The sequence below is a fragment of the Gymnodinialimonas mytili genome (genome assembly GCF_037544085.1).
Classification (GTDB): Bacteria; Pseudomonadota; Alphaproteobacteria; order Rhodobacterales; family Rhodobacteraceae; genus Gymnodinialimonas; species Gymnodinialimonas mytili.
The window spans coordinates 173,860-197,876 of sequence record NZ_JBBIFW010000001.1; the positions used below are offsets into that span (position 1 = coordinate 173,860).

At 61.9% G+C, this 24,017-nt stretch carries 20 protein-coding genes; 7 read left to right on the plus strand and 13 right to left on the minus strand.

The window, feature by feature from the left end; all coding sequences use genetic code 11:
- Positions 1-59: 59 nt before the first annotated feature.
- Positions 60-1,145 (minus strand): Zn-dependent alcohol dehydrogenase, encoded by a 1,086-nt coding sequence (locus tag V8J82_RS00940; protein WP_339971166.1) that lies wholly within the window; start codon positions 1,143-1,145, stop codon positions 60-62.
- Between the two features lie 144 nt (positions 1,146-1,289).
- On the opposite strand from V8J82_RS00940, the gene pcaD reads away from it, so the two are divergent.
- The 3 genes from pcaD (at position 1,290) to V8J82_RS00955 (ending at position 4,747) form a co-directional block, all read left to right on the plus strand.
- Complete coding sequence (gene pcaD / locus V8J82_RS00945; RefSeq protein WP_339971168.1) at positions 1,290-2,081, plus strand: 3-oxoadipate enol-lactonase; 792 nt, start codon at positions 1,290-1,292, stop codon at positions 2,079-2,081.
- The gene (locus V8J82_RS00950) at positions 2,078-3,397 is read left to right on the plus strand and encodes a lyase family protein (protein WP_339971170.1); all 1,320 of its coding nucleotides are present in this window, start codon (positions 2,078-2,080) and stop codon (positions 3,395-3,397) included. Before pcaD ends, V8J82_RS00950 begins: the two co-directional genes overlap by 4 nt.
- A 117-nt stretch (positions 3,398-3,514) precedes the next feature.
- A complete protein-coding gene (locus V8J82_RS00955; protein ID WP_339971172.1) occupies positions 3,515-4,747 on the plus strand; it encodes a TCR/Tet family MFS transporter in 1,233 nt (410 codons plus the stop codon).
- Here V8J82_RS00955 and V8J82_RS00960 read toward each other — a convergent pair.
- The 6 genes from V8J82_RS00960 to V8J82_RS00985 form a co-directional block, all read right to left on the minus strand.
- Positions 4,744-5,718, minus strand: coding sequence for a threonine ammonia-lyase (locus tag V8J82_RS00960; RefSeq protein WP_339971174.1), 975 nt, complete (start codon positions 5,716-5,718; stop codon positions 4,744-4,746). The genes V8J82_RS00955 and V8J82_RS00960 overlap by 4 nt on opposite strands.
- Entirely contained in the window at positions 5,715-6,548 is an 834-nt protein-coding gene (locus V8J82_RS00965) for an alpha/beta fold hydrolase (RefSeq protein WP_339971176.1), read from the minus strand. The genes V8J82_RS00960 and V8J82_RS00965 overlap by 4 nt, the downstream gene beginning before the upstream one ends.
- Positions 6,548-7,237, minus strand: a complete 690-nt coding sequence (locus V8J82_RS00970) for a haloacid dehalogenase type II (RefSeq protein WP_339971179.1) — start codon at positions 7,235-7,237, stop codon at positions 6,548-6,550. Before V8J82_RS00970 ends, V8J82_RS00965 begins: the two co-directional genes overlap by 1 nt.
- A 174-nt stretch (positions 7,238-7,411) precedes the next feature.
- Positions 7,412-8,200, minus strand: coding sequence for an enoyl-ACP reductase FabI (locus V8J82_RS00975; RefSeq protein ID WP_339971181.1), 789 nt, complete (start codon positions 8,198-8,200; stop codon positions 7,412-7,414).
- A 9-nt stretch (positions 8,201-8,209) separates the two neighbouring features.
- A complete protein-coding gene (locus V8J82_RS00980) occupies positions 8,210-9,439 on the minus strand; it encodes a beta-ketoacyl-ACP synthase II (RefSeq protein ID WP_339971183.1) in 1,230 nt (409 codons plus the stop codon).
- Between the two features lie 135 nt (positions 9,440-9,574).
- A complete protein-coding gene (locus tag V8J82_RS00985; RefSeq protein WP_339971186.1) occupies positions 9,575-10,273 on the minus strand; it encodes a M50 family metallopeptidase in 699 nt (232 codons plus the stop codon).
- A gap of 169 nt (positions 10,274-10,442) precedes the next feature.
- Between V8J82_RS00985 and V8J82_RS23660 the strand changes: the two genes are divergently transcribed.
- On the plus strand, positions 10,443-10,979 hold the full coding sequence (locus tag V8J82_RS23660; RefSeq protein ID WP_439650025.1) for an RES family NAD+ phosphorylase: 537 nt from the start codon (positions 10,443-10,445) through the stop codon (positions 10,977-10,979).
- A 95-nt stretch (positions 10,980-11,074) separates the two neighbouring features.
- Here V8J82_RS23660 and fabA read toward each other — a convergent pair whose 3' ends face one another.
- A complete protein-coding gene (gene fabA, locus V8J82_RS00990; protein ID WP_339971188.1) occupies positions 11,075-11,584 on the minus strand; it encodes a bifunctional 3-hydroxydecanoyl-ACP dehydratase/trans-2-decenoyl-ACP isomerase in 510 nt (169 codons plus the stop codon).
- A 177-nt stretch (positions 11,585-11,761) separates the two neighbouring features.
- Here fabA and irrA point away from each other — a divergent pair, with 177 nt between their 5' ends.
- The 3 genes from irrA (at position 11,762) to V8J82_RS01005 (ending at position 15,094) form a co-directional block, all read left to right on the plus strand.
- The gene (gene irrA, locus V8J82_RS00995; RefSeq protein WP_339971190.1) at positions 11,762-12,181 is read left to right on the plus strand and encodes an iron response transcriptional regulator IrrA; all 420 of its coding nucleotides are present in this window, start codon (positions 11,762-11,764) and stop codon (positions 12,179-12,181) included.
- Positions 12,182-12,549: 368 nt separating this feature from the next.
- Positions 12,550-14,370: a translational GTPase TypA gene (gene typA / locus V8J82_RS01000; RefSeq protein ID WP_339971192.1), complete on the plus strand. Its 1,821-nt coding sequence runs from the start codon at positions 12,550-12,552 to the stop codon at positions 14,368-14,370.
- Positions 14,371-14,416: 46 nt separating this feature from the next.
- Positions 14,417-15,094 (plus strand): PRC-barrel domain-containing protein, encoded by a 678-nt coding sequence (locus tag V8J82_RS01005; protein ID WP_339971194.1) that lies wholly within the window; start codon positions 14,417-14,419, stop codon positions 15,092-15,094.
- A gap of 64 nt (positions 15,095-15,158) precedes the next feature.
- On the opposite strand, the gene V8J82_RS01010 is transcribed toward V8J82_RS01005, so the two are convergent.
- The 5 genes from V8J82_RS01010 to V8J82_RS01030 form a co-directional block, all read right to left on the minus strand.
- A complete protein-coding gene (locus V8J82_RS01010) occupies positions 15,159-16,283 on the minus strand; it encodes a hypothetical protein (protein WP_339971197.1) in 1,125 nt (374 codons plus the stop codon).
- Positions 16,284-16,494: 211 nt separating this feature from the next.
- Positions 16,495-17,712 carry a hypothetical protein gene (locus V8J82_RS01015; RefSeq protein ID WP_339971199.1) on the minus strand — a complete coding sequence of 406 codons (1,218 nt, stop codon included), beginning with the start codon at positions 17,710-17,712 and terminating at the stop codon, positions 16,495-16,497.
- A 216-nt stretch (positions 17,713-17,928) separates the two neighbouring features.
- Entirely contained in the window at positions 17,929-18,747 is an 819-nt protein-coding gene (gene cysE / locus V8J82_RS01020; protein WP_339971201.1) for a serine O-acetyltransferase, read from the minus strand.
- A gap of 108 nt (positions 18,748-18,855) precedes the next feature.
- A complete protein-coding gene (locus V8J82_RS01025) occupies positions 18,856-19,563 on the minus strand; it encodes a DUF2793 domain-containing protein (protein WP_339971203.1) in 708 nt (235 codons plus the stop codon).
- Complete coding sequence (locus tag V8J82_RS01030) at positions 19,556-24,016, minus strand: baseplate multidomain protein megatron (protein WP_339971205.1); 4,461 nt, start codon at positions 24,014-24,016, stop codon at positions 19,556-19,558. The genes V8J82_RS01025 and V8J82_RS01030 overlap by 8 nt, the downstream gene beginning before the upstream one ends.
- Position 24,017 lies beyond the last annotated feature (1 nt).

The following is a 24,017-nucleotide window of genomic DNA, read 5'->3' on the forward strand; positions in this document are numbered from 1 at the left end:
AGCCATTGGAAGAGAGGGGAGGAGCGCAATCGCAGTGTCGGGGAAATGTGAGGGTTTGGCTAGAAGACGATCACGTTGCGGCGGGCCTGGCCGGTATTGGTATCGGCGATGGCTTCGTTGATCTCTTCGAAACGCCAGCGCTTCGAGACCAATTCATCGAGTTTGAGGCGCCCTTGGCCGTAAAGCTCCACCATCCAAGGGATATCGCGTTTCAGGACGATCTCACCGAAATACGAACCGCGGATGCCTTGCCCGGTGGCGGCGAAAATCACCGGTTCATAGGGTGTTTTCTCGCCAGAATGGGGCATGCCGACCGCATAGGCGGTGCCGCGCGGCGCCAGCAGGCGAAGGGCGGTTTCATAGGCGGGAATGGCGCCAACGGAGACGAAGACGTGGTCCGCCAAATGGCCGCCGAGCATCTTGTAAAGCGCTTTCCACGGCTTTTCCGTGTCGGCCTGCAGCGTGTCCGTGGCGCCAAATTCGCGCGCATCGGCCAGTTTCTTCTCCTCAAGATCCATCGCCACGATGCGCGCCGCGCCAGCGATGCGGGCGCCCTGGATCGCGTTCAGCCCAACGCCGCCCGCACCGATGACAACCACGCGCTGGCCTGGGCGGACCTTGGCGGTGTTCACCGCGGCCCCGATACCGGTGGGCACACCGCAGGCCAGCAGGCAGGCAACCTCAGACGGGATCTCGGCGCCGATGGGGGCAGTCTGACTGGCATCGACCACCACCGCCTCGGCAAAGGCGCCGCAATTCATCGCCTTGTTCACCGCTCCGCCCCCGGGCGTGGTCAAGACGGGCGCTTCGGCCACCGTTCCATTGCAATAGATCGGCTGCGCATCGGCGCAGGAGGCGCAGCTGCCGCAGGATTTCGCCAGTGTCACGATCACGCGATCCCCCTCGGACAGACCTGTCACGCCTGATCCCAGCGCCGTCACGCGGCCCGCGGCCTCGTGCCCGTAGACCGCCGGAAGCGCACCGCCCCAGGCCCCTGCCATGTAGGAGATATCGGAATGGCAGATCGCGACGGCATCCAGAGTGACCTCAACCTCCCCGGGCCCAGGCGCGCGCAGGGACAGCGTTTCGATTTGCAACGGGGCACCGAATTCATGGCACACAGCGGCGCGGATGGATTTTGTCATGGCGACCTCGTCAGTTTGCTCCAGGCACCATTCCCTAACACTCTTGCACAAGCGGGGCCAAACCCGTCATCCAACGGTCCATCCGCGACCTTGGCCCTGCGCGATGGGCTTGCGCCCTGGGGTCACTTTGAGGGAAATGGCGGCATGGATGTGATTGATGTGGATGGCGTGAGGCTGCATGTGCAGGTGGACGGGCCGAAAGATGGCCCGCCGGTGGTGTTTGCAAATTCGCTCGGCACGGATTTAAGACTATGGGATGGCGTTGTCGCCGCCCTGCCACCGGGGCTGCGGCTGATCCGCTACGACAAACGCGGCCACGGCCTGTCCGATTGCCCTGCCCCGCCCTATGCCATGGGGGCGTTGATCCGGGAGGCGGAGGCGGTCATGGATGGGCTTGGCCTGCGCGGCGCGGTTTTTGTCGGCCTGTCGATTGGTGGGATGATTGCCCAAGGGCTCGCCGCCAAGCGCCTGGATCTGGTGCGCGCCGTCATCCTGTCGAACACCGCCACCAAGATCGGCACCCGTGCGATGTGGGAGGACCGGATCACCACGATCCAGGCCGATGGCCTCGCCGCCATGTCAGACACGATCATGGAGCGGTGGTTTTCCCCCGACTTTCGCGCCAGCCCGGCCTGCGCCCCCTGGCGTCGGATGGTCGAGACCTGCCCCGAGCCGGGCTATATCGGCTGCTGCGCAGCCATTGCGGGGACAGATTTCTATACGAACACGGCTGATTTGCGTCTGCATGCCCTGGTTATCGCAGGCGACCGCGACGGGGCAACGCCGCCCGATTTGGTGCGGGAATTGGCCGATCTGATCCCGGGCTCGCGCTTCGCCTTAATGCGCGGCTGCGGACATTTGCCTTGTGTTGAGGACCCGGCGGGCTTTGCTGCGCATATGGGCGAGTTCCTGGGCGAGATCGGACATCTGCCATGAGCGCCTCGCCCTTCGACAGCGCACTTTACCGCGACCTGTTCGGCGATGCCGAGGTGGCCAAGCTTCTCTCCGACGGCGCCAGCATTCGGGCGATGATGCTTGTGATGGGCACATTGGCCAAGGTGCAGGGCGCGGCGGGGGTGATCCCCGAAGTCTCGGGCCTATTCCTGCACCGCGCCGCCATGGAGCTGCAGATTGATCCCGGCGGGCTTGCCAAAGCGACGGGCCGGGACGGTGTCACCGTTCCGGGGCTCGTCGCCGCGTTTCGGGCCGAGCTGAACGCGCCGGACCACGCGCAATACCTGCATTGGGGCGCGACGTCGCAAGATATCCAGGACAGCGCCCAAAGCCTACGCCTGCGTCAGATCCTCAGCCTGATCGAGGCGCGCCTGCGCAAAGCCGCGTTGGCTCTGGCCGATCTGGCCGAAGCCCATGCCGACACGCCGCAAGCCGCGCGAACCTATGGACAGGTCGCGGTGCCCTCCAGCTTCGGCGCCCTGGTGGCGAAATGGGGCTGGCCGGTGCTGCGCCTGCTGGACCGGCTCCCCGATCTGCGCCGCCACGCCCTGGCGGTATCACTGTCGGGTGCGGCGGGCACGGCCAGCCAATTAGGTCCCGACCCCTTCGCCTTACGCGCGGCGCTGGCCGACGCCCTCGGCCTCGCCGATCCGGGACACTCCTGGCACGCCGAACGGAACCGAATTGTGAGCCTCGCCGATTGGTGCGCCGATACCTGCGCGGCAGGCGGCCCCATGGGCGAAGACCTCTTGCGCCTGACCCGCTCGGGCGCGGCGGAATTGGCGCTGTCGGGTGTCGGCTCCTCGTCAACCATGCCGCAGAAGGAAAACCCGGTCGCGCCCAGCGTCTTGCTGGCGCTGGCTCGCAGCGCGCCGGGTCTGTTGGCCCCGCTCCGTCTGCCCCATGGCGAGGCGCGGGACGGCGCCGCCTGGTTCACCGAATGGCTCTGTCTACCGGCCCTTGCCGCTGCGGCGGGCCGCACAAGTATGCTCCTCCGTGACCTTCCCGCCAGGATCCAACCCGACCCAGCAGCGATGGCTGCCCCAATCATTGCGCCGCCCGGCTTGCTCCAGGCCGAAGCGCTCAGCTTCGCATTGGCCAGTGAGATATCCCGCTCCGACGCTCAGGCCGAGATCAAGCGCCTCGCCGCCCAGGCCCGAAGTAGCGGCCAGAATCTGACCGATCTCGTCGCCGAAGCGCACCCGGATGTGCCGCTGCCGCCATCCGATATACGCGGCACCGCCCCTGCCGAGGCCCGCGCCTTCGCCGCTGCCGCCCGCGTCACCGCTGCCGATTAAAGCGCTCTGCCTCTTCCATTGGCCCAAAATACCCTGGGGAGTCGCGCAGCGACGGGGCAACGCCCCAAGACCACATACGCATCTTGCGCGACGCCATGTGTCAATCTAGCCTGACACATGTCCGATCCTGTGAAGGCCCCGATGCGCCTGCCCACCCTGTTCATCCTGACCACCGTCTCCATCGACGCGATGGGCATCGGGCTTATCCTGCCGGTCATGCCCGACCTGATCGCCGAGATCCGCGGCACCGATCTCAGCGATGCGGCACGTTGGGGTGGAATCCTGTCGGCAACTTACGCGATCATGCAATTCCTCTGCGCCCCCACCCTCGGCAGCCTCTCGGACCGGTTCGGGCGCCGCCCCATCCTGCTGATCTCCATGGCCGTTCTTGCCGTCGATTACGTGGTGATGAGCCTCGCCCAGACGATCTGGCTCTTGGTGATCGGGCGTATCATCGCGGGGATCGCCGCAGGCACCCATGCAACCGCGCTGGCCTATATGGCCGATATCTCGGATCCGGGCAAACGTGCACAAAACTTTGGTTTGATTTCAGCGGGTTTCGGGATGGGGTTCATCCTGGGCCCGCTGCTGGGCGGTGTCTTGGGCGACATCGATCCGCGCGCGCCGTTTGTCGCCGCCGCCATCGCCTCTGCCGCGAATTTCACCTTCGGCTACTTCGTTCTGCCCGAAAGCCTGCCCGCCGGGAAACGCCGCCGCTTCGATCCGGCCCGCGCCAATCCGATCGGCGGGTTGAAACAGATCGAAGCACTGCCCGGCGCGGCCCCGCTTTTGGGGGTGATGATGATCTACAACATCGCCAATTTCGTCTATCCCGCCGTCTGGGCCTATTACACACAGGCCGCTTTCGGGTGGGATTCCAGGATGGTTGGCTTTTCGCTGGCCTCCTACGGCTTGGCCATGGCCGTCGTCCAGGCCGGCTTGATCCGCGCGATCCTGCCGCGCCTGGGATCAATCCGCGCGGTGCAATTCGGCCTGGTTTTGAATGCGGTCTGTCTGATCGGCTATGGGCTGATATCGGAGGCGTGGATGGTCTGGGCCCTGATCCCCATCTCTGCGCTTGGCGCTATTGTGGCACCCGCGATGCAAGGCGTGCTCAGCAATGCCGCCCGCGACGATCAACAGGGCGAATTGCAGGGCGTGCTGGCCTCGATCTCATCCCTGTCGATGGTACTGAGCCCATTGGTGATGACCCAGGCATTCTTCTGGGCCACACGCGATGGTGCCGCGCTGTTCTTGCCGGGCGCACCGTTCTTGGTGGCCGCGCTGCTGATGAGCGGTGCGCTGGCCTTGTTCATGGCGCATGCGGGCAAACCCGCCCCCGCGCGCTAGCCTGCGGTCAGGATCGCGGCGAACAGATCCGGATCGACATTTCCGCCCGACAAGGTGGCAATCACCGGCCCCGGATCAAGCATGTCCCCGTGGAACAGAGCCGCCGCCAGCGCCACTGCGCCGCCCGGTTCCAAGACCAGCTTCAGCCGCGCCGCAGCATGGCGCATCGCGGCTTTCGTCTCGGCATCCGACACCACAAGACCCGGCCCGCACAAGGCCCGCGCAATCGGAAAGGTCAGATTGCCGGGCGCGGGCGTCAGGATGGCGTCGCATAACCCGACTTCGGGGCCGTCATTTCGCACGATCTCACCCCGACGCAAGGAGCGCGCCATATCGTCAAAGCCCTCCGGCTCGACCGGGCGCACATGCAGACCGGGGGCCTTTGCGGCCAAGGCCGTGGCGATCCCTCCGGTCAGCCCGCCCCCGCCGCAACAGGTGAGAACCGTCGCTTGCGTCACCCCCAGGGCGGCCGCCTGTTCGGCAATCTCCAAGCCGCAAGTCCCCTGCCCGGCTATCACCATAGGATCGTCATAGGGTCGCACCAGCGTCAAGGTGCGCTCGGCCTGTAAGGTCTCACCCAGCTCTTCTCGGCTTTCGCCACCCGCCCGATCATACAACACCACCTCCGCCCCCATGGCGCGCGTGTTTTCGATCTTCAGCGCGGGCGCGTCGGCAGGCATCAAGATCACTGCAGGCACGCCCATTAACTGCGCCGCCCGCGCCACGCCTTGGGCATGATTGCCCGAGGAATAGGCCACAACACCCCGCGCCCGCGTTGTGTCATCCATCGCGCTCAGTGCCGACCATGCGCCGCGGAATTTGAAAGAGCCCGTATGCTGCAACGCCTCAGCCTTCACGAAGACAGGCCGGCCTGCGATCTCATCCAGGACCGGTGAGGACAACAATGGCGTGCGCCGCACGACGCCCCGCGCCCGATCAGCCGCCGCTTCGATCTCAGCAATGGTGATCACCGTGCGGCCTCCAGGACGGCATCGATCACCGCCTGGGATCCGGGCTCATCCAGAAACGGCACATGGCCGCGATCATCCAGTTCGGCAAAGGCCATATCCGGGCGCCGCCGTCGCATCTCTGCCGCGGTTTCTGACGACAGGATGTTGGATTGGCGCCCTCGGATCAGGCCCAGGGGTACCCCCTCCAACGCGTCGAACAAAGGCCACAGATCGGGGGCCACCGCATCGGGCGCGAAGGCAGGCGCCACCGCATCCCGCAGGCGCGGATCGTAACGCAGATGCAAGGCACCGCCCTCTTCGCGCCAGATCCGGCGCACGAAATTCCGCCATTGCGCCTCGGCCACGCCCATAAACACGCCATCATACAGGATCGGCATCGCTGCTGCGGCCGCGTCCAGCGAGGGGAAGCTGGGCGGCTTGCCGATGTAGTCCATAATGTTGGCCAGCCCCTCGGCCATGATCTCGGGGCCGACATCGTTGAAAATGACACCACGCAGCCGCGCCTTGGCCATCACCGCCAGCATCAGCGCCACCAAGCCGCCGCGCGAGGTGCCTAGGATCACGGCATCTTCAAGCCCCAGATGATCCAACAGGGCCACGACATCCTGCGCCTCCTGCGGCGGGGTATAGGTGCTGGGATCGGCGAAGTCCGAGGCACCACGCCCGCGAAAATCCACCCGGATCACCCGCACCTTACCGGCATAGGCCTCGAGCACAGGCTCGAAATCTTCCATGTTGCGGGTCAATCCAGGCAAACACAGCAGCGGCACACCCGATCCCTGCTCTTCATAGGCAATCTTTACGCTATCACCCGCCGTGACAAACGCCATTACACACCCCCCGCAATTTCCGGCACGTTACTCAAATCCGCAACGACGCGCCCAGGCGTCCCGGCCAGGCGATCCATTGGCTCGCCCGCACGGTTCACCCACAACGTGTCGAACCCATAGGCCGCCCCATAAGCGGCATCCCAGCCATTTGACGAGACGAACAGCACCTCTTCCGACGCGCAGCCGAACCGCGCCCCGACCAGATCATAGACCCGCCCGTCGGGCTTGAAGACGCCAACATCCTCGACGCTCAACACCGCATCCAGATAATCGCCAATGCCAGCGCTCTCCACCGCGCCTTGCAACATATCAGGCGAGCCATTCGACAAGATCCCGGTCTGCAACCCGCCCGCCTTTAAGGCTGCCAACATCCCCGGCACTTCCGGATACGCCGCCAAAGTCCAGTACAGCCCCAGCAAGGCGTCCCGCAGATCCAGGTCCGCGCCCAGGCCCGCCCGCTCCAGCGCCCAATCCAGACCGTCCTGCGTCACCTGCCAGAACCCGACATGATCGCCACCAACCGCCCGCAACCAGGAGTATTGCAACTGCTTCAGCCGCCAATCGCTGGCCACCTGCTGCCAAACATCGGCAAAGGCCGAACGCCCCGGCGCCCCCGCCAAATCCCGCGCGGCGGCTGAGACATCGAACAGCGTCCCATAGGCATCAAAGATGCAAACCCGGATCGCCATCATTCCCTCCCTCTGACCACAACAAAAGGGTCGCATGGCGGTCAAGCCGCCGCAACGCCTGACCTTCTCCGTTTTGAAAATATCCTGGGGGAGCCGCGCAGCGGCGGGGGCAACGCCCCCAACCTGCGTGGCAACTCAAACCAAAACGCATGCGCCGCAAGGCGCGCAATTGGATCAGAGGTTTTCGGGTTGCGGCATGCTCAACACATGGAAGCCGCCATCGACCGTGACGATCTCGCCGGTGGTGCACGCGCCGTAGTCAGATGCCAGATAGACCGCCGTGCCGCCAACCGCTTCCAACGTGGCGTTGGATCGCATCGGGGCATTCGCCTCGGTCGTCTTGAAGGTCTTGCGCGCGCCGCCAATCGCGGCCCCGGCCAGCGTCTTCATCGGGCCGGGGCTGATCGCATTCACCCGGATGCCCTGCGGGCCCAGATCATTGGCCAGATACCGCACGGAGCTTTCCAGTGCCGCTTTGGCCACGCCCATCACATTGTAGAACGGCGTCACCCGGTTCGATCCCTGATAGGTCAGCGTCAGAAGGCACCCGCCATCGGGCATCAGCTCCGCCGCGCGGCGCGCCACATCAATGAAGGAATAGCAAGAGATCGTCAGAGAATTCTGGAAGTTCGCCCGCGTCGTGTTGGTAAACCGACCCGTCAGCTCGGTCTTATCGGAATAGGCAATCGCATGGACGACGAAATCCAGGCTGCCCCAAGCCTCTTTCAACTGCGCGAAGCACGCATCCATCGAGGTGTCATCGTTCACATCGACATCCACCAGCATCTCTGATCCAAGCGACGCCGCCAGCGGCTCGACCCGTTTGCCAAAGGCTTCGCCTTGGTAAGAGAACGCCAATTCCGCGCCCTCGGCATGCAGCGCTTTTGCGATCCCCCAAGCAATCGACCGATCATTTGCGACGCCCATGACAAGGCCGCGCTTGCCCTTCATCAAATCAGCCATATTGAAAACTCACCCGTCGTACCGGCTCAGCAGCATCGAGCCATTCGTGCCACCAAAGCCAAAAGAATTCGTCATCACCGTGTCGAGCCCCGCCGTTTCGACCAGCGCCGTTGCGATTTCGCCCGGCTCAAATGCCGGGTCGAGCGTTTCGACATTGATCGAGGGTGTGATGAAATCATGCTCCAGCATCAGCAGGCAGAAGACAGCCTCCAGCGCCCCCGCAGCCCCCTGCGCATGGCCCGTCATCGATTTGGTCGAGGATATCGGCGGCTGCGTCTTTCCGGCAAAGGCGCGGCGCACCGCCTCCACCTCGGGCAAATCGCCCGCGCCGGTCGAGGTGCCGTGGGCATTGATGTAACTGACAACCCGGCCCTCGGGCAGGGTCGACATGGCCAGCGACATCGCCCGCTCCGCGCCCTCGCCCGATGGGGCAACCATGTCGTGCCCGTCCGATGTGGCGGCGAAACCCGACACCTCGGCATAGATCTTCGCGCCCCGTGCCTTGGCGCGCTCCAACTCTTCCAGCACCAGGATCGCCCCACCGCCGCCAATCACGAACCCGTCGCGATCCGCATCAAACGCGCGGGAGGCGCGCTCGGGCGTATCATTGTATTTCGAGCTCATCGCGCCCATTGCATCGAACAGGCAAGAAAGCGTCCAGTCGAGCTCCTCCGCACCGCCGGCAAACATAACATCTTGCTTGCCCATCATGATCTGCTCGGCCGCTGCGCCGACGCAGTGCAGCGAGGTCGAACAGGCCGAGGTGATCGAATAATTGATCCCCTTGATCTTATAGGCCGTGCTGAGATTGGCGCTGATCGTGGACGACATGCATTTCGGCACGGCAAAGGGCCCGATCCGTTTAGGCGCGCCCTTTTCGATCACCGTCTGATGGGCCGCGAACATCGCGCTGGTCGAGGGCCCGCCCGATCCTGCGATCAGACCCGAGCGCTCGTTCACGACATCAGACTCCTCCAGCCCGGCATCGGCAATGGCCTGACCCATAGCGATATAGGCATAGGCAGCACCCGGCCCCATGAAACGCAGCACGCGCTTGTCGACATGGTCGGCGACATCGATTTTGAGCGTGCCCGCGATCTGGCTGCGAAAGCCATGCTCCGCCATCTCAGGCACATGTTCGATCCCCGAGCGGCCAGCCTTGAGGCTGTCCGTCACCTCAGTGGCGTTGTTCCCGATGGGGGACACGATCCCCAACCCTGTCACGACGACCCGGCGCATGGGCGTCCTCCTTTTCCCTTTGATTGGGTATCTAGGCGACCGACCCCCATCGGCGCAACCAGTTAGCCCAACGGAGGCAATCGCGGATCTGCTGCGATATCACCGCAATAGGGACTCGATCGCGTGTCAATGCCTCTAGCGGCGCAGGATCGGGCCAATCGTCAGGTTGCTGTCCCGCCCCAATCCGCGTCTCAAGCACCACTGGATGGCGACAAGGCTCAGGATCAACCACAACCCGCCCCACATCATCGTCGTGCCGCCAAATTCCTCAGCCAGCATGCGCGCGTCGGAGTTAAGGCTCGCCCGGCGCAGCGTGTCGTCGAAAATGTCATAGGGCACATAGATCATCGAGCTGAGCCCGATCAGCCGCAGCATCAGATCGCAGGCCTGCTGCGACAGGTAGCGCGCCGCAGCCAGCATCGCAGCAGCTGTCGCGAGGCAGATGCCCATCGCCACCGGGTCCCGGACATACAGCACAAGCACCACCAGGATAATTGCCCCCAACCCGCCCAGCACCATCCGATCCGCCTTGGTGCGCAGCGCGATCAGCAACAGCGCCACCCCGATCCCAAGCGAGCCCAGATATCCCGCCGTCAAGATCAGAAACCGGCTGCCGCCGCGGGTGATTGCCAAACCGCCCTGTTGGATATTGACCGACAGGCTGAGGATCTCACCACCCGTCAGGATCGCGACAAGCCCGTGGGACAGTTCATGGAACAGCACCACCAGCAGCTTCAGTGGCAGGACAATTGGCGTCGACCAGAGCAGAAACACCGCCACGGTCAGGGCAATCAATTGCCAATGTCCGCGAAACCATCTCGCCAGATCCGCCATACACACTCCATGCCGCCGATATGCAGAAATTAGGGCAGCCACCGCGGTACGGGCAAGCAATTCCAGTATTCGTGCGCGCGTTGATCTAACGCCTATTTTGACACATACTGCGCGGTCTTCAAATGTCAGCATTCACAATGTCGGGTGTGTCAATCTGGCGAAAACAACGATGGAACAATTGGAGAAATTGCTCCCAGAGCCAAGGAAGTTTGTTGAGCTTTCCGGATACTTCGTCAGGATCGAATTGGCGGATGCAAATGGGCGAGCCTTGCAAAAGGGGCAACCAGACAGACCGCCGGCTCGCTTCAATCGTCGCGGAGAAAATGCGCTTTACCTTAGCCCAGATGCCGAAAGCGCGCATGTCGCAATCGGCGGCGATGTGAAATCTGATGATCCTCCCCGTGTGCTCGCAAGGTACAAAATCACGCGCTGCAAGCTTATTGATCTGAGAAGCAAGGATGCAGCCAAGCTTTACGAGCTGGCCAAATGCCCATGGCGCTCGGCGCTTCAGCGGGGCGAAGACCCATCGTCTTGGACAGCCGCTGATGTTGTGAAGGCGTCGGGCGCCGTTGGTCTCATTGATCCATCCAGGCGACGACCAGGTCTATGGCATTTGACACTCTTTCGTTGGAACGAGCCAGGCGCTCCCAATGTCAGCTTGAGCGGACCGCCTATGCCATTCGCGGTTAGGCCTGGCTATCGATGATCCAAGCCTGTTCCAGGCCAACGCCTCAAATTGAGAGTGTTGGCTCAACTCGATTGATGACCGAGACCTGCAAGGCTAACTCTGACCTTGTCTTGTCAACTCTCGCTGAGCGCCACTTTCATGTCTTTGACTTCGTAGATCACCTCGCCATCGGCCTCGACGATGCCGTCAGCGACACCCATTGTCAGGCGGCGGGTTTGGACGGCCTTGGTGAAATCAACGAAATATGTCAGGCGCTTGCGGTCGGGCCGCACCATGCCTTTCAGCTTCACCTCACCCACACCAAGCGCATAGCCGCGGCCGGTCCAGCCGCGCCAGCCGAGGTTGAAGCCGGTCAATTGCCACAAGCCATCAAGGCCCAAGCAGCCGGGCATGATCGGGTTTCCCGGGAAATGGCACTCGAAAAACCACAGATCGGGCGTGATATCGAATTCGGCCACCACGTGGCCTTTGCCGTGCTTGCCCGCGTCACCCGAGATATCGGTGATCCGGTCCATCATCAGCATCGGCGGTTCGGGCAATTGCGCGTTCCCGGGGCCAAACAGCTCGCCCCGCGCGCATTTCAGCAGATCCTCCCGATCAAAGCTCGTCGGATAATTCGCCATGCCCCCCCCTATACGAGACTAAGTGTCTGCGCCGTTTTCGGCTTGGCCTCGGTCTAGCATCGCCGCTTCCCCTGCCGCAAGGGCGGCCCCAAGTCGCGGGGCGCGCGACAGATCGACATTTGCAAAGCGCTCGCAAAGCGCCATATACTAACCGTGTTAGTAAGAAAGCACGGGATCATGACCCCCGAAGCCCTCGAACGTTCAAAGACTTGGCTCGGCCAAGCGGACCTGCGCCCGACCCGGCAGCGGCTGACATTGGCTGCGCTGTTGGTGGGTGATGGCAAGGATCGGCACGTGACGGCGGAAGGTTTGCATGATCTGGTGCTTGGCAGCGGCGACAAGGTGTCGCTTGCGACCGTCTACAACACGTTGCGCGCCTTTTGCGATGCGGGCTTGATGCAAGAGGTCACGGTGGATGGCAATCGCAGCTATTTCGACACCAATGTCGATGATCACCCGCATTTCTACCTGGAAAATGATGGCCGTCTGACCGATGCCCCGGCCTCCGAGTTGGAAATCAAGTCACTTCCGAACGTGCCCGATGGGTATGAAATCGCAAAAGTTGACGTGGTGATCCGCTTGCGCAAGACGGACTGACGACAGCACGAAGTCCGACAAGCGGCGCTCTTACGATCCTTTGTATTGGGTTGACCGGTCTGACCCTTGCGACGTTCTCTGATCGTTAATGGCGACACCGGGCATGGTTCAACAGGCCGGGCTTTCTGCTATGATCCAAACAGATCGAGTGTTTATCCAGCGGGCATCTTGGTCCAGAGATCGGTGGCCATCGGGTTTGCCTCGCGCAACCGTCGATCGATTTGGCACCTGATGCACCGCCAGGCGCGCCGGAAAACATATTTTTTCCGTCACGGATTTCGCGCGAAATCCGCCCGCACCTCTGGCCAAGGGCATTCTGAACAGGTAACGGCTCCGCAAAGACGCTTCCCCGGAAAAGGCACATCCAAATGGACCTCCGCAATATCGCGATCATCGCGCACGTTGACCACGGCAAGACCACCCTTGTGGATGAGCTGCTGAAGCAATCGGGTGCGTTCCGGGAAAACCAGGCTGTCGCCGAACGCGCGATGGACAGCAATGATTTGGAGCGCGAACGCGGCATCACGATTTTCGCCAAGCCCACCAGCGTCGAGTGGAAGGGCACGCGGATCAATATCGTAGACACGCCCGGCCACGCTGATTTCGGCGGCGAGGTCGAGCGGATCCTAAGCATGGTGGACGGCGTCGTCTTGCTGGTGGATGCCGCCGAAGGACCGATGCCGCAGACGAAATTCGTGACGTCCAAGGCGCTTGCCCTGGGCGTGCGTCCCATCGTCGTGCTGAACAAGGTCGACAAGCCAGATGCCGAGCCTGATCGCGCTTTGGACGAGGTGTTCGACCTATTCGCAAACCTCGACGCCAACGAAGATCAGCTGGATTTCCCGCATATGTACGCCTCGGGTCGCAATGGCTGGGCGGATGCGGAGCTGGACGGCCCGCGTCAGGACCTGCACGCCTTGTTCAACCTGATCGTGAACCACGTGCCGAAGCCCCGACAGATCGCCCGCCAGGATGAGGATTTCCGGATGCTGGCCACAACGCTCGGCGCCGACCCGTTTGTGGGCCGTCTGCTGACGGGCCGGGTTGAATCCGGGCGCCTCAAGGTCGGCCAGACCGTACAATCGATCAGCCGGTTGGGCGAACGGATCGAGCAATTTCGCGTCACCCGCATCCAAGCGTTCCGCGGCCTGGCGCAGCAGGATATCGAGGAGGCGCTGGCCGGTGACATCGTGTCCCTCGCAGGGATGAGCAAATCCACCGTCGCCGACACGATCTGCGCGCTGGCCGTCGATGAACCGCTGGAAGCACAGCCCATCGACCCACCCACCATTACCGTGACCTTCGGCATCAATGACAGCCCCCTGGCGGGCCGGGACGGCAAAAAGGTGCAATCCCGCGTGATCCGCGAGCGCCTGATGAAAGAGGCGGAGTCAAACGTTGCCATCAAGATCAGCGACACGCCCGGCGGCGAGGCTTTTGAGGTTGCGGGCCGCGGCGAATTGCAGATGGGCGTTCTGATCGAGAACATGCGCCGTGAAGGGTTCGAGCTGAGCATCTCGCGCCCACAGGTCCTGTTCCGCGAGATCGACGGCACCCGCCATGAGCCCGTCGAAGAGGTCACCATCGATGTCGATGACGATTACTCAGGCGCTGTCATCGAAAAGCTGACCGGCGCACGCAAGGGCGAATTGGTCGAGATGAAGCCCGCGGGCGTGGGCAAGACCCGGATCATCGCCCATGTACCGTCGCGCGGGCTGATCGGGTATCACGGCGAATTCCTGACCGACACGCGCGGCACGGGTGTTCTCAACCGGGTCTTCCACGAATGGGCGCCCTATAAAGGGGCCATTCCGGGCCGCCGGTCGGGTGTTCTCATCTCCATGGAAAACGGCACCTCGGTCGCCTATGCGCTCTGGAATCTGGAGGATCGCGGCAAGATGTTCATCGGCGCCCAGGCTCCGATCTATACCGGCATGATCATCGGCGAGCATAGCCGCGAAAACGATCTGGAGGTGAATCCGCTCAAGGGCAAAAAGCTGACCAATGTGCGCGCCTCGGGCAACGACGAGGCTGTGCGCCTGACCACACCGGTGCAGATGTCGTTGGAACAGGCGATTGCCTATATCGATGATGACGAACTGGTCGAAGTCACACCCAACGCAGTGCGCCTGCGCAAGCGCTATCTCGATCCGCATGAGCGCAAGCGCCACGCCCGCGCTGCGGAATAAGGAACTTTGGGCCGCCGCCTGCGTTAATTGCGCAAGGAGGTGGCCCATGATTGCCCCATTTACAAAGCTGACCGAGTTTTCCCTGCATTCCAATGCGGGCCAGTTCCGCGTGACCGATCTGGTGTTTGATCCAGCCGATGGCGCCGCACGGATGGTTCTGTTCGATGACGGAAAGTGGCTGTTCAACGATGAAATGGCGGTCGGGATCGACCGAATGGAAGCCTTCGACGCGGAAAACGCGACCTGGCACGCCCGGATCCAACCGGGAGAAATCCGCGAGGCGCGCACCGTCGCATCGGTGCCTGTGGATATCACCGCCCTGCCCCCGATCGTCATCGGCCCCTTTGGCACAACGCAGTCGCCATTGTTGCTGTTGACCCAGCTCTTCGGCAACCTCGCCCATGGCGCCGCATCTGTTCCGTCGCAATTGGAGCGGGTCAGCGATTGGATCGGCGCCCCCGTTTTTGGGCCGACCGGACCGATTGCTCAGATCATCGATTTGCATATCGACACCCAGGCCCGTCGCGTGACCGAAGTGACGCTTGGATTGGGGGCGCAACGCGTGCGCGTGCCATTCCACACGCTGCGCCATTTCGTACAATCCGAAGGCTATGCAGTGACCGATGTCACGGAGGATGACTTGTTGCAGGGGATCACAGTTGTCGCGCCCGGTCCCAGCCTGCCACCGGCGCCCGAGCAAAGCTGGGTCGCGCGCAGCGCCTAATCCTTATCAGACGCAAAACCGGCCCCCGAAAGGGCCGGTTCCTTGCTGCAAGACGTCTCTATGATCATAAGAAAATCATGTCATCCGGGCTGTGCTGCATCTCAATGGCGGGCTCCGCGCTGATATCCTGAACTGCAACCTCGACATGGGCTCGGACAGCAACACCACTGACATTGGCCATGACATAATCATGCCCGTTGCCGCCTAGCCCGCCACCACTTGGCGCGCCAAATCCGTCGACAAACTGGAAATCAGGATCATCTTCATTGCCGGGATTGATCCATGGATCAAGATCACCCAGCAGTCCGTCTTCGGGCAGATCGACATCGCCTTTTTCCACATTTTCGGGGTTGGGCTGCGTGTAGTGATCGAGGTCATACAAATCCTCTTCACTGGGCGCGCTACCGCCCGAGGTTTCGCCCTCAGGGCTGGGCATGGTGGTTTCGGGGTCAAGCCCCAGCGGGTCGTCTTCCCCCACGCGTTCCTCGAATTCTTCGCGGGTCAGCCCACCGCCGGTGTCGCCATTCGGATCGACGGGCATATCCTTCCCGTCATCAACCTCCACCTCTTCCATGACCTTGGCATATCCCTCTTTCGCCGCGACATAGCCGGCAACCGCGACCACCAAGGCAACGGCGGCTTTCGCAACAACAGGCGCCCAAACAATCATCGCGCCCTCCTGATCGGCCAATATGCCTTCAATGACCGCGTGGATGTCTTCGCCACCTCCATCGCTGCTCGAATCCTTGCCCGCCGCGCTTTCATCCTGCACAGGCAGGCCAAAACCCAGCATGTCGGCCAGATCATTGCCGGTTACCGCATCCCAATTGTCGGGCAACATCTTGCTGTTTGGGGTGTTGAAAAAGTGCTCGGTCACATAGCCTGCATTCCGCTGGGCGCCCGCATTTTGCAACGCTTTGGTCAGGCCCTCCATACCGCCAGCGGCGAAAGCATCGGCGAACATGCTGCCCACGCCACCGATCTGGCCAATCGCATCCAGATAGGCCGGGCCATCGCCGCCCAGAAGATCCAGCAAATGGCCGATAGACGCCTCTGGCGAGGTGTCTGCGGTCACCAATTCCGCCAGTTTCTTGGACAGATCGTCGTCCAAGAATAGCTTCACATTCCCGGTCTTGGCCGAGGCAACGAGTGTATAGGATTGCGTCGTATTAAGGATAAAATCGGTCATAATATGTGTCCTGAATAAAGGAATTTGTTTCCACCAGTGAAACAAAGACATAACCTCACGCCGATGTGAGCCACAGTCAGGAAAACCCGCAAATTCAGCATGTTAACCGGGGAACAGCCGGGGATATTTCCCCCTTTATGCATAATCTAAACGCAAAATAGCGGCGACCCGCAAAGGATCGCCGCGTTCGAAGCAAGCTGCTTGGAACAGGTTACATCAAATCCACAGGCACTTGCGTCTCGACCGGGTGGAGGGCGGCCTCCAACGGACGATCTTCCGCGTCGCTACCTGCCTCGATCTGGCCGGGCTCGACATTGCTATGGAAGTCGAATGTATCGGAGCCCGCGATTTGTACCATAGCGGCCTCACCTTCATTCGCTCCATTCGCGACGACAAAATCCTCGCCGCCGCCCAAATCGGGCTTTTCGCCACCGAGATCGCGGAACTGAAACGGCAGGTCATCATCGTCACGATCCACCGGGATGATCAACTGGTCTAGCATCTCATCGGCCATGTCCTGGATCTTCGCGCCATCGATGGCGTCTTTGGCCCGCTCAGGGTCGATCAGCATTTCCTTGGCCAGTTCCGCGTCGGGATTCCACGCTTTGGTGTGGCCATCGACATAGGTTTCGTTTTCCGGATCGGTGAGGGTCTGACCATAAGTCGGCGCGTTGGCCACCTGGTCCTCGACCCAAGGAGGGGTGAAGTCAATGAAGCCAGCATATTCCGAATCCGGGTCGGCCGGGATCAGCTCTTCGTCAGCTATATCCTCAAACTCCTCCACTGCGCCCCATATGCCGCCGATTATGCCACCGACGACACCTGCAACAACGGTAGGGACGAGCGCTTTGGTTACGACACCGGTGACAACAGCCGCGCCGCCACCGACCACGACCGCACCCTCGGCACCAGCGCCTAAGACGCGATCAACATGGTCATCATCGCCATTGCCCTCCATCAATCCGGCGTTTTTTCCAGCCGGATCGAAATCATTCGGGTTCTCCCCGTCCCAGACGCCATAGCCGAAGATGTCTTCGACATCGCGGCCCGGGATCTCAACGAAGGACGAGCCGAACCCGCCGAAGCCCTCTTTCTGCCCGAGGCGATCGTAGAAATCACTGGTCAGGTCACTGCTCGCGGCCAATTCCGCCAGCAGCGCATCCAGCGCCTCGACACCGCCGGTGGCAAAGCTCTCGGCCAAGCCACCGCCAGCGCCCAATAGCTCATCCATCGCATCGAGATATTTGGGTGCGTCATCGCCGAGAATATCGAAAAATCCCGCAGCGGCCTCGGCCGAGGTGTCGGCCTCTTCCAGCAATTCACGCAGGTTCTCTTTCAGATCATCGGCCAGCTCCAGCCGCATCTCACCACTCTCTTTCGAGACGGTGAGAGTGTAGGATTTGGTCTGGTTGAGCAGAAATTCGGTCATGTCATCGTTTCCTAATCAGAAATGTTCGTTTCGAGATACGAGACATGGGCTAGCCTCACGTTGAGGTGAGGCAGAGTAAGGAGAACCCGCAAAATCGGGCGCACTCCCCTTGCTTAGGGGGACAGGGTTTCCAGACCTTCGCAGGGCTCTGGTACGCCAAAAGGCAGAATCCCCCCTAAATGGGGGGATCGGGAAAAGAATTCGGTTTTCAGAAGGTTACAGCGCCGAGGCGGAGCCGCCGAAGAGGTGATCCATCGTCAGAGACGGCTGATCACAGCCCGCTTCGCCGACGATCTTGGCCGGCACACCCGCCACGGTCTTGCAGGGAGGAACAGGGTTCAACACAACCGAGCCCGCCGCAATCCGCGAACAATGGCCAATCTCGATATTGCCCAGCACTTTGGCACCGGCACCGATTAGAACGCCATTGCCGATCTTAGGGTGGCGATCCTCTTCTTCTTTGCCGGTCCCGCCAAGCGTTACGGAATGCAGCATGGAGACATTATCGCCAACAACAGCGGTTTCGCCGATCACGATGGAATGGGCGTGGTCGATCATGATGCCCTGCCCGACTTTCGCGGCGGGATGAATATCGACCCCGAACACCTCGGAGACCCGCATCTGGACGAAATAGGACAGGTCCCGCCGCCCCTCGCGCCACAGCCAATGGCCGACACGATATGCGGTGATCGCCTGGAACCCCTTGAAATACATCAAGGGCTGCAGGAAGCGATGGCAGGCCGGGTCGCGGTCATAGACAGCCACGATATCGGCGCGCGCCTGCGCACCCAGCATCGGGTCGGACGCAAAGGCCTCATCGGCGATCTCCCGCAAAAGCTGCTCAGACATCTCAGATGAAGCAAGCTTTTGCGCAACGCGGTAGGCCAACGCTTTTTCAAGGGAGGGATGGTGGAGGACGCAAGCATGGACGAGCCCGCCCAGAAGCGGCTCATCAGCGATTGCAGTAGCAGCCTCATCGGTAATCCGACGCCAAACCGGATCAAGTTCCGTCACATGGGATTGCGTACGCGCCATATCGGGCCGTCTCCTGTAGATGCCATCGCTTAAAGATAAGCGACGGCACCGGAAACGTCCATGCAACGAAAGCGTGTATCTGTCAGCTGAGCTGACACTTGCCCGTGATCACACGGATGCGGGCAAGGAGAGTTCGGCAAAATGCCCGATAAGACGGATGGTGCCGTCTGCGAAATCACCGCCCTGGGCTGTCAATTCCAACGCGGTTGGTGACCAGTTCACCTGCGGCGCACCTGGACCGTTGACCCAGCTATTGGCTGCGATGCCCAGACCGGACCCATAACGCGTTAAATCGCCTGCTACACCGACATCCCAGGATGTCAGCGTGCCCGTCAGCTCTGAAATGACCCGTCCCGTGATGCCGAACGCAATGGAACGCTCGGGAAAAATCACCGGCGTTGTCACGGAGGTCCCAGCGGTAATCGAAATGTCGACCTCCACCGAACGCAGAACCATCGAGGCACCGCCGGGGGTCAGCGTCACAGCGCCGACGCTCCAAGCATCGCCGTCGAAAATCGCAGGCGCCCCAGCATCCAGCACAACCGCGTGCCATCCGGGCTTGGTTGGAACAAAGACCCAGCCGCCATTGGAGGCGAGCGCCACATGGCCCTCCTGCCCTGCCCAATCGCCAATTGCCCCACTTGGCACGCCATAGGCGTGCCCGTCGATCACCACTGGCGGACTTGCCACGCTCACCGATTGCAGGCGCAGTTGCACCAGGCCGTCCAACCGCGTCAATGCCTCGTTCACCGTGACATGCTTTTGCGCCTGTGCCGGGGCCAAAAGCGGAAGGGCCAATTCGGGGGTATCAGTCATTGATCTCGATCCTTGCAAATGGCCCTGGCCCGAACCGTTCGGAGACCTGGGCGACTTCGATTGTGTAGGAGGATTGCGTGCCGTCCGCGGCGCGGGCCGCGTCGGTATAAATGAAGTTGGGGCTGGTCAGCAGTTCTTCGCGCCGTGTCGCGGACGCATCCGAAACCCGCAACAGATATTGCTCCGACGCCTCGCCGAGGGGCACATCCGTGCCGTCCCAGCTATCCGCGTCGATCCGAGAGCGCCGGATCCAGGAGACAAAGTGCCCGCCCGCCCCCTTTTGTGCCCGCAGGTGCACGGGGCGATAAGGGCGCAGTCCAACCCCCTGAAACGTATCGATGAACTGCGTATAGCTGTCATCATCGACAGATCTTTGCGCAGGTCCGACGCGCCAGTAGCGTTCGAGCCCTCGGGCGGAACTGGAAAGGTTTACCTGATTGACCGCGCCATCCAACAGTACGAACAAGGTTCCCACGGGCCATTCGGGCGGCATGATGGCATCGGTGCCCTGCTGCCCGCGCAACCGCAGGCCGATCTCCCATAAATCGGGCGCCACCAATGTCGCCTCCGCGAATTGGATCACCTCCCAATCTCCACCGGAGCCCGCACCGAGCGCCGCCGCATTGGCGCCGGACAAAACCCGCGCTTGCTCAGCAGATGACAGAGCACCCGTTTCCAAACGGACCTGCATAAGGCCCGACCGATCCCACAGGCCGGGCTTGGCCGCGGGCATCGGCATCTCGAGCAAGCCGATGATTGCCGAATTCTCGACAATCGAATTCAACGCATAGCCATCAGAGCCGGGTGCGTCATAGACGGCCACGGATCCCGGCCAAGGATCCGCGGCAACCGCCAGATGCGGCGCGTGCTCTACCTCGTCACCGGTCAACAACGGCAAATCCATGAACACTGGCGTGACGGGCAGCGGCGGCACGAATGGGGTGATGTTCGCAATGGATTCCACTTCATCCGACGGCTCAATTGCTGAAGGTTCAACCCGCACCGCTTCAATCTGGCGAAAACCCCGGTCATCGATGCGGTCGATACGCCATTGTTGCCCGTCGCGCGTTTCGACCATTGCGCCTGCGCCGATGGCGCGAGTTGATGGCGGCAGGGCGAAGCGCAGCGTATCTTGGGCAACGCGCCCCTCGGCCAACCAGCGCTCAGCCGTTGCCTGCGCCTCGGTTTGGGTCAGAGACATGGGCAGATCAATGTCATCAACCTGATCGGAATCGTCACCCGGAAAGACCGCTTCCGAGACCAGTCCGGCATATTCGCCCTCGGCATCGGTGTATCCCAACCGCAACCGACCAACGGCCTCGGCATTCGGGGCGCGGACATAGGTAAAACCACCCTCGCCATCCTCGTCCAAAGCGGTTGTATCCACGTCTAAAAGCGCTTGCGGAGCGCTCACATTTGGCAGGAACACGATTTTCCCATCCCGCTCCACGGCGCTGAACCCGTGGGCCATCATCAAGGGCTGCAAACGCGCCCTGGCGCTTTGCGTGTTGCCCGACACAATCCCGCGCACCAGCCCTTGCAAAGCGGATACGTCATAATCGCGAATGCCGGCCTCCTCGCAGATCTGCGCCACCACAAGCTCAAGCGGTTGCGCATCGATACGACCGGTCAACCAATGGCCGCGTGTCCAATTGGCCCCATCGGACCACCGCGCCTGATCGTTCGGAAAAGCAGGCCAAGGCCGCGCATCCCAAGCCCAGGCGTGGGCGCGCGACATATCCAACATCGGGCCGCCATAGAGGCTGGATTGCGGGTTCACACCTGGGGTTTCCCAATAGTCCAAGATGGCACGCAGATATTGAACCTGAACAAGGTCATCGCGGCGCCCATTCGAATATTTGGGGATACCGCTTTCCGCAGATTTCGGATCAAGGAACCGGTTCGGCTGATTGGGACCCTTATCGATCGCCGCACAGCCGAATTCGGTGAACCAGATTGGCTTGGATTGCGGCACCCAGGGGCTTTGCGCCCCCAACGCGTCGACATCGATCCGCGCGATCTGTTGAACGGCCCCGGCGGCAGACGTGGTCGTTGCACCGTTCAGACCAATGGCCAACCGCCACCCGGAGGCATCGGCAGCAACGCCGTTTTGCCCCCGCAAAATGTCGGGTTGAACGGTCACTACACGTTCGACCCAACCGTCGCTCACGCGCAGACCGCTCCAGGTATCGATCAGCACAGTTGCGCCCGCAGCGCCCGTCGCATCATGGGTTGCGATCGACAGATCATGGCGATGGTCGAACCCATCGCTGGGTTCTGAAAGCACACGCGTGCGGATCGTTACTTGCACTCTTTGCCCGGCTATAAACGGCCGCCATCCACGCTCGGAGATCACGCGCGCAGTATCACCGATCTGCAATACATCGCCCTCACCACTTACAGCAACGCTTTCGACATCCGGGAAATCCAGCGCGTTAGCAGCCGCTGCAAGGCCGACAACCGGGTAGGCATCGCCTTGGATCCAATGGGGCGCGCTGCCTGCAAAGTAAGGGCTAAACCCGGATCCGCCATTCACCGTCATCGCGTTGAGCGGCACGCCACCCCGGCGCTCGACATGGGGATTGAGCCACCAATTCCGAAGATCCTTGTACCGGTAAACCCACGGATCCCCCCAGCCATCGGTGATGGGCGAACGTGTCTGCGACGCCTCATCGGCGGGGCTTGCATAGAACCAATCGTACCCCTCGCCACCTTCAATTCCGGACTTCAGGTAGCGCAGGCTGTGGATTGGCCCAAGATCATGGTCGAGGTGATCACCCCCTTCGCGCCAGTCGCTCAACGGCATGTAATTGTCGATGGCGATAACATCGATATTGGGATCCGCCCAAAGCGGGTCGAGATGAAAGTACACATCGCCCGACCCGTCCTGGGGTTGGTAGCCGAAATACTCGGTCCAATCGGCAGCATAGGTGATCTTTGCCCCCGGCAGCAGCGCACGCACCTGCGCAGCCAAAGCAATATAGCGATCCACGGCCGGGAACCCGATATCGTCACGCATTTGAGTCAGGCCGCGCATCTCGGAGCCGATGCAAAACGCCTCAACGCCGCCTGCCGCCGCGCAGAGCGCGGCGCAATGTAGAATAAACCGCGAATAGCTCCATTCGGCGGGGCCGTTATAGCTGATCGTGGCGCCTGAAATCGCAAAATGCGCCGCTATCGCGGAGCCGAAGAAAGCATCAACCGCCGCCCGGTTCGCAGCTGTCCCATCGGGGCTACCGGCCAATGTCGGCGCGATATCCCCTGTGATCCGTCCACGCCATGGCAAATAGGCCTGCTCGCCCGCGCCATAGGGATCAGGCAGCCCGTTTCCGACCAACTGCTCCATCAGGAGAAACGGATAGAACGTGACTTGCTGGCCGCCCGCATGGATCGCCTGGATGGCTTGGATCACCGACTGATCCGTCGGCGTCCCGCCATAGACCGGCCTGCCATCGACACGGGCGATTTCTTGCGCCTGAGCGCGGCCAATCCCACCGGACCGCCAGGGCATCTTCGCGCTATCGCGGGACCGATCTTCAACCTTGGGCCTTACAGTGCAAGATCCGGCGCGCAAATCGTCGCCAAACCACGAATAGATCAGCGACACCGATTCCAGGTTTGGCAACCCGTCACGCAACTGGGCCAGCGATTGATTGAAATCCGCCGTGCCACCTTGCGCGCTGACATTCGCTGCCTGTGCGCCAACCAGACCGGTGCGCAGACTGATCGGCTCAACCGCGAGCGCATATTCACCTGTCCCAGGCATCAAAGCGACGGCCTTCAACAGATCAGAAGCCGCCGGGACGAGTTCTTGGCTCGGTCGTGCTGGCCGCACAACTTCGAAAGCAAATTGCGGAACGCGATTGCCATAAGGCGTCAGATCAAGGTTTTCGAACACCACATAGGCGATCCCGCGATAGGCGGGAACCGTGCCCGCCCCCTCGACGGCCTCCAGCAGCGGATCCGGCATTTGACTTGGCGTGCCTTTGTAGAGACGCCAAATGACACTGGTACGATCAATCTCCACGCCATCGGCCCAGATGCGACCGACACGCGAGATTTCTCCCTCGCACAGTGCAACCGCAAGGCTGATACTATAGGAATAGGTGGTCGTCTGCGGCTGTGGCGGCCCGCCCTTGCCGCCGCCCCGACCCCCGCCGGTTGTGGTACTGGTCTCCAGAAACTGCGTGGACCAGATCACATGACCACCCATGCGGGTGCGTCCGAAGGATTCCGCAATCGGGCCACCCTCGCCCGCGCCAGTGATGCGCAGACGATCGGTGCGGCCAACCTCAACCGGCTCGCTGCCTGAGCCCAGCAACCGTTGATCGATGACACGCCCCAAAGTCGCGCCAACCGCGCGGCCAAGGACAGCCCCGCTCATGCCGAGGATAGGGGCCTGAATCAGTCCGCCGGCCGCAGCGCCTGCAGCCGAAAGTAGAATGGTTGCCATG

Bases quoted from the DNA above. Each gene is read 5' to 3' on its own strand.
- V8J82_RS00940 (WP_339971166.1), bottom strand. From the start codon at position 1,145: ATGACAAAATCCATCCGCGCCGCTGTGTGCCATGAATTCGGTGCCCCG.
- pcaD (WP_339971168.1), top strand. From the start codon at position 1,290: ATGGATGTGATTGATGTGGATGGCGTGAGGCTGCATGTGCAGGTGGAC.
- V8J82_RS00950 (WP_339971170.1), top strand. From the start codon at position 2,078: ATGAGCGCCTCGCCCTTCGACAGCGCACTTTACCGCGACCTGTTCGGC.
- V8J82_RS00955 (WP_339971172.1), top strand. From the start codon at position 3,515: ATGTCCGATCCTGTGAAGGCCCCGATGCGCCTGCCCACCCTGTTCATC.
- V8J82_RS00965 (WP_339971176.1), bottom strand. From the start codon at position 6,548: ATGGCGTTTGTCACGGCGGGTGATAGCGTAAAGATTGCCTATGAAGAG.
- V8J82_RS00970 (WP_339971179.1), bottom strand. From the start codon at position 7,237: ATGGCGATCCGGGTTTGCATCTTTGATGCCTATGGGACGCTGTTCGAT.
- V8J82_RS00975 (WP_339971181.1), bottom strand. From the start codon at position 8,200: ATGGCTGATTTGATGAAGGGCAAGCGCGGCCTTGTCATGGGCGTCGCA.
- V8J82_RS00980 (WP_339971183.1), bottom strand. From the start codon at position 9,439: ATGCGCCGGGTCGTCGTGACAGGGTTGGGGATCGTGTCCCCCATCGGG.
- V8J82_RS00985 (WP_339971186.1), bottom strand. From the start codon at position 10,273: ATGGCGGATCTGGCGAGATGGTTTCGCGGACATTGGCAATTGATTGCC.
- V8J82_RS23660 (WP_439650025.1), top strand. From the start codon at position 10,443: ATGGAACAATTGGAGAAATTGCTCCCAGAGCCAAGGAAGTTTGTTGAG.
- fabA (WP_339971188.1), bottom strand. From the start codon at position 11,584: ATGGCGAATTATCCGACGAGCTTTGATCGGGAGGATCTGCTGAAATGC.
- irrA (WP_339971190.1), top strand. From the start codon at position 11,762: ATGACCCCCGAAGCCCTCGAACGTTCAAAGACTTGGCTCGGCCAAGCG.
- typA (WP_339971192.1), top strand. From the start codon at position 12,550: ATGGACCTCCGCAATATCGCGATCATCGCGCACGTTGACCACGGCAAG.
- V8J82_RS01005 (WP_339971194.1), top strand. From the start codon at position 14,417: ATGATTGCCCCATTTACAAAGCTGACCGAGTTTTCCCTGCATTCCAAT.
- V8J82_RS01010 (WP_339971197.1), bottom strand. From the start codon at position 16,283: ATGACCGATTTTATCCTTAATACGACGCAATCCTATACACTCGTTGCC.
- V8J82_RS01015 (WP_339971199.1), bottom strand. From the start codon at position 17,712: ATGACCGAATTTCTGCTCAACCAGACCAAATCCTACACTCTCACCGTC.
- cysE (WP_339971201.1), bottom strand. From the start codon at position 18,747: ATGGCGCGTACGCAATCCCATGTGACGGAACTTGATCCGGTTTGGCGT.
- V8J82_RS01025 (WP_339971203.1), bottom strand. From the start codon at position 19,563: ATGACTGATACCCCCGAATTGGCCCTTCCGCTTTTGGCCCCGGCACAG.
- V8J82_RS01030 (WP_339971205.1), bottom strand. From the start codon at position 24,016: ATGGCAACCATTCTACTTTCGGCTGCAGGCGCTGCGGCCGGCGGACTG.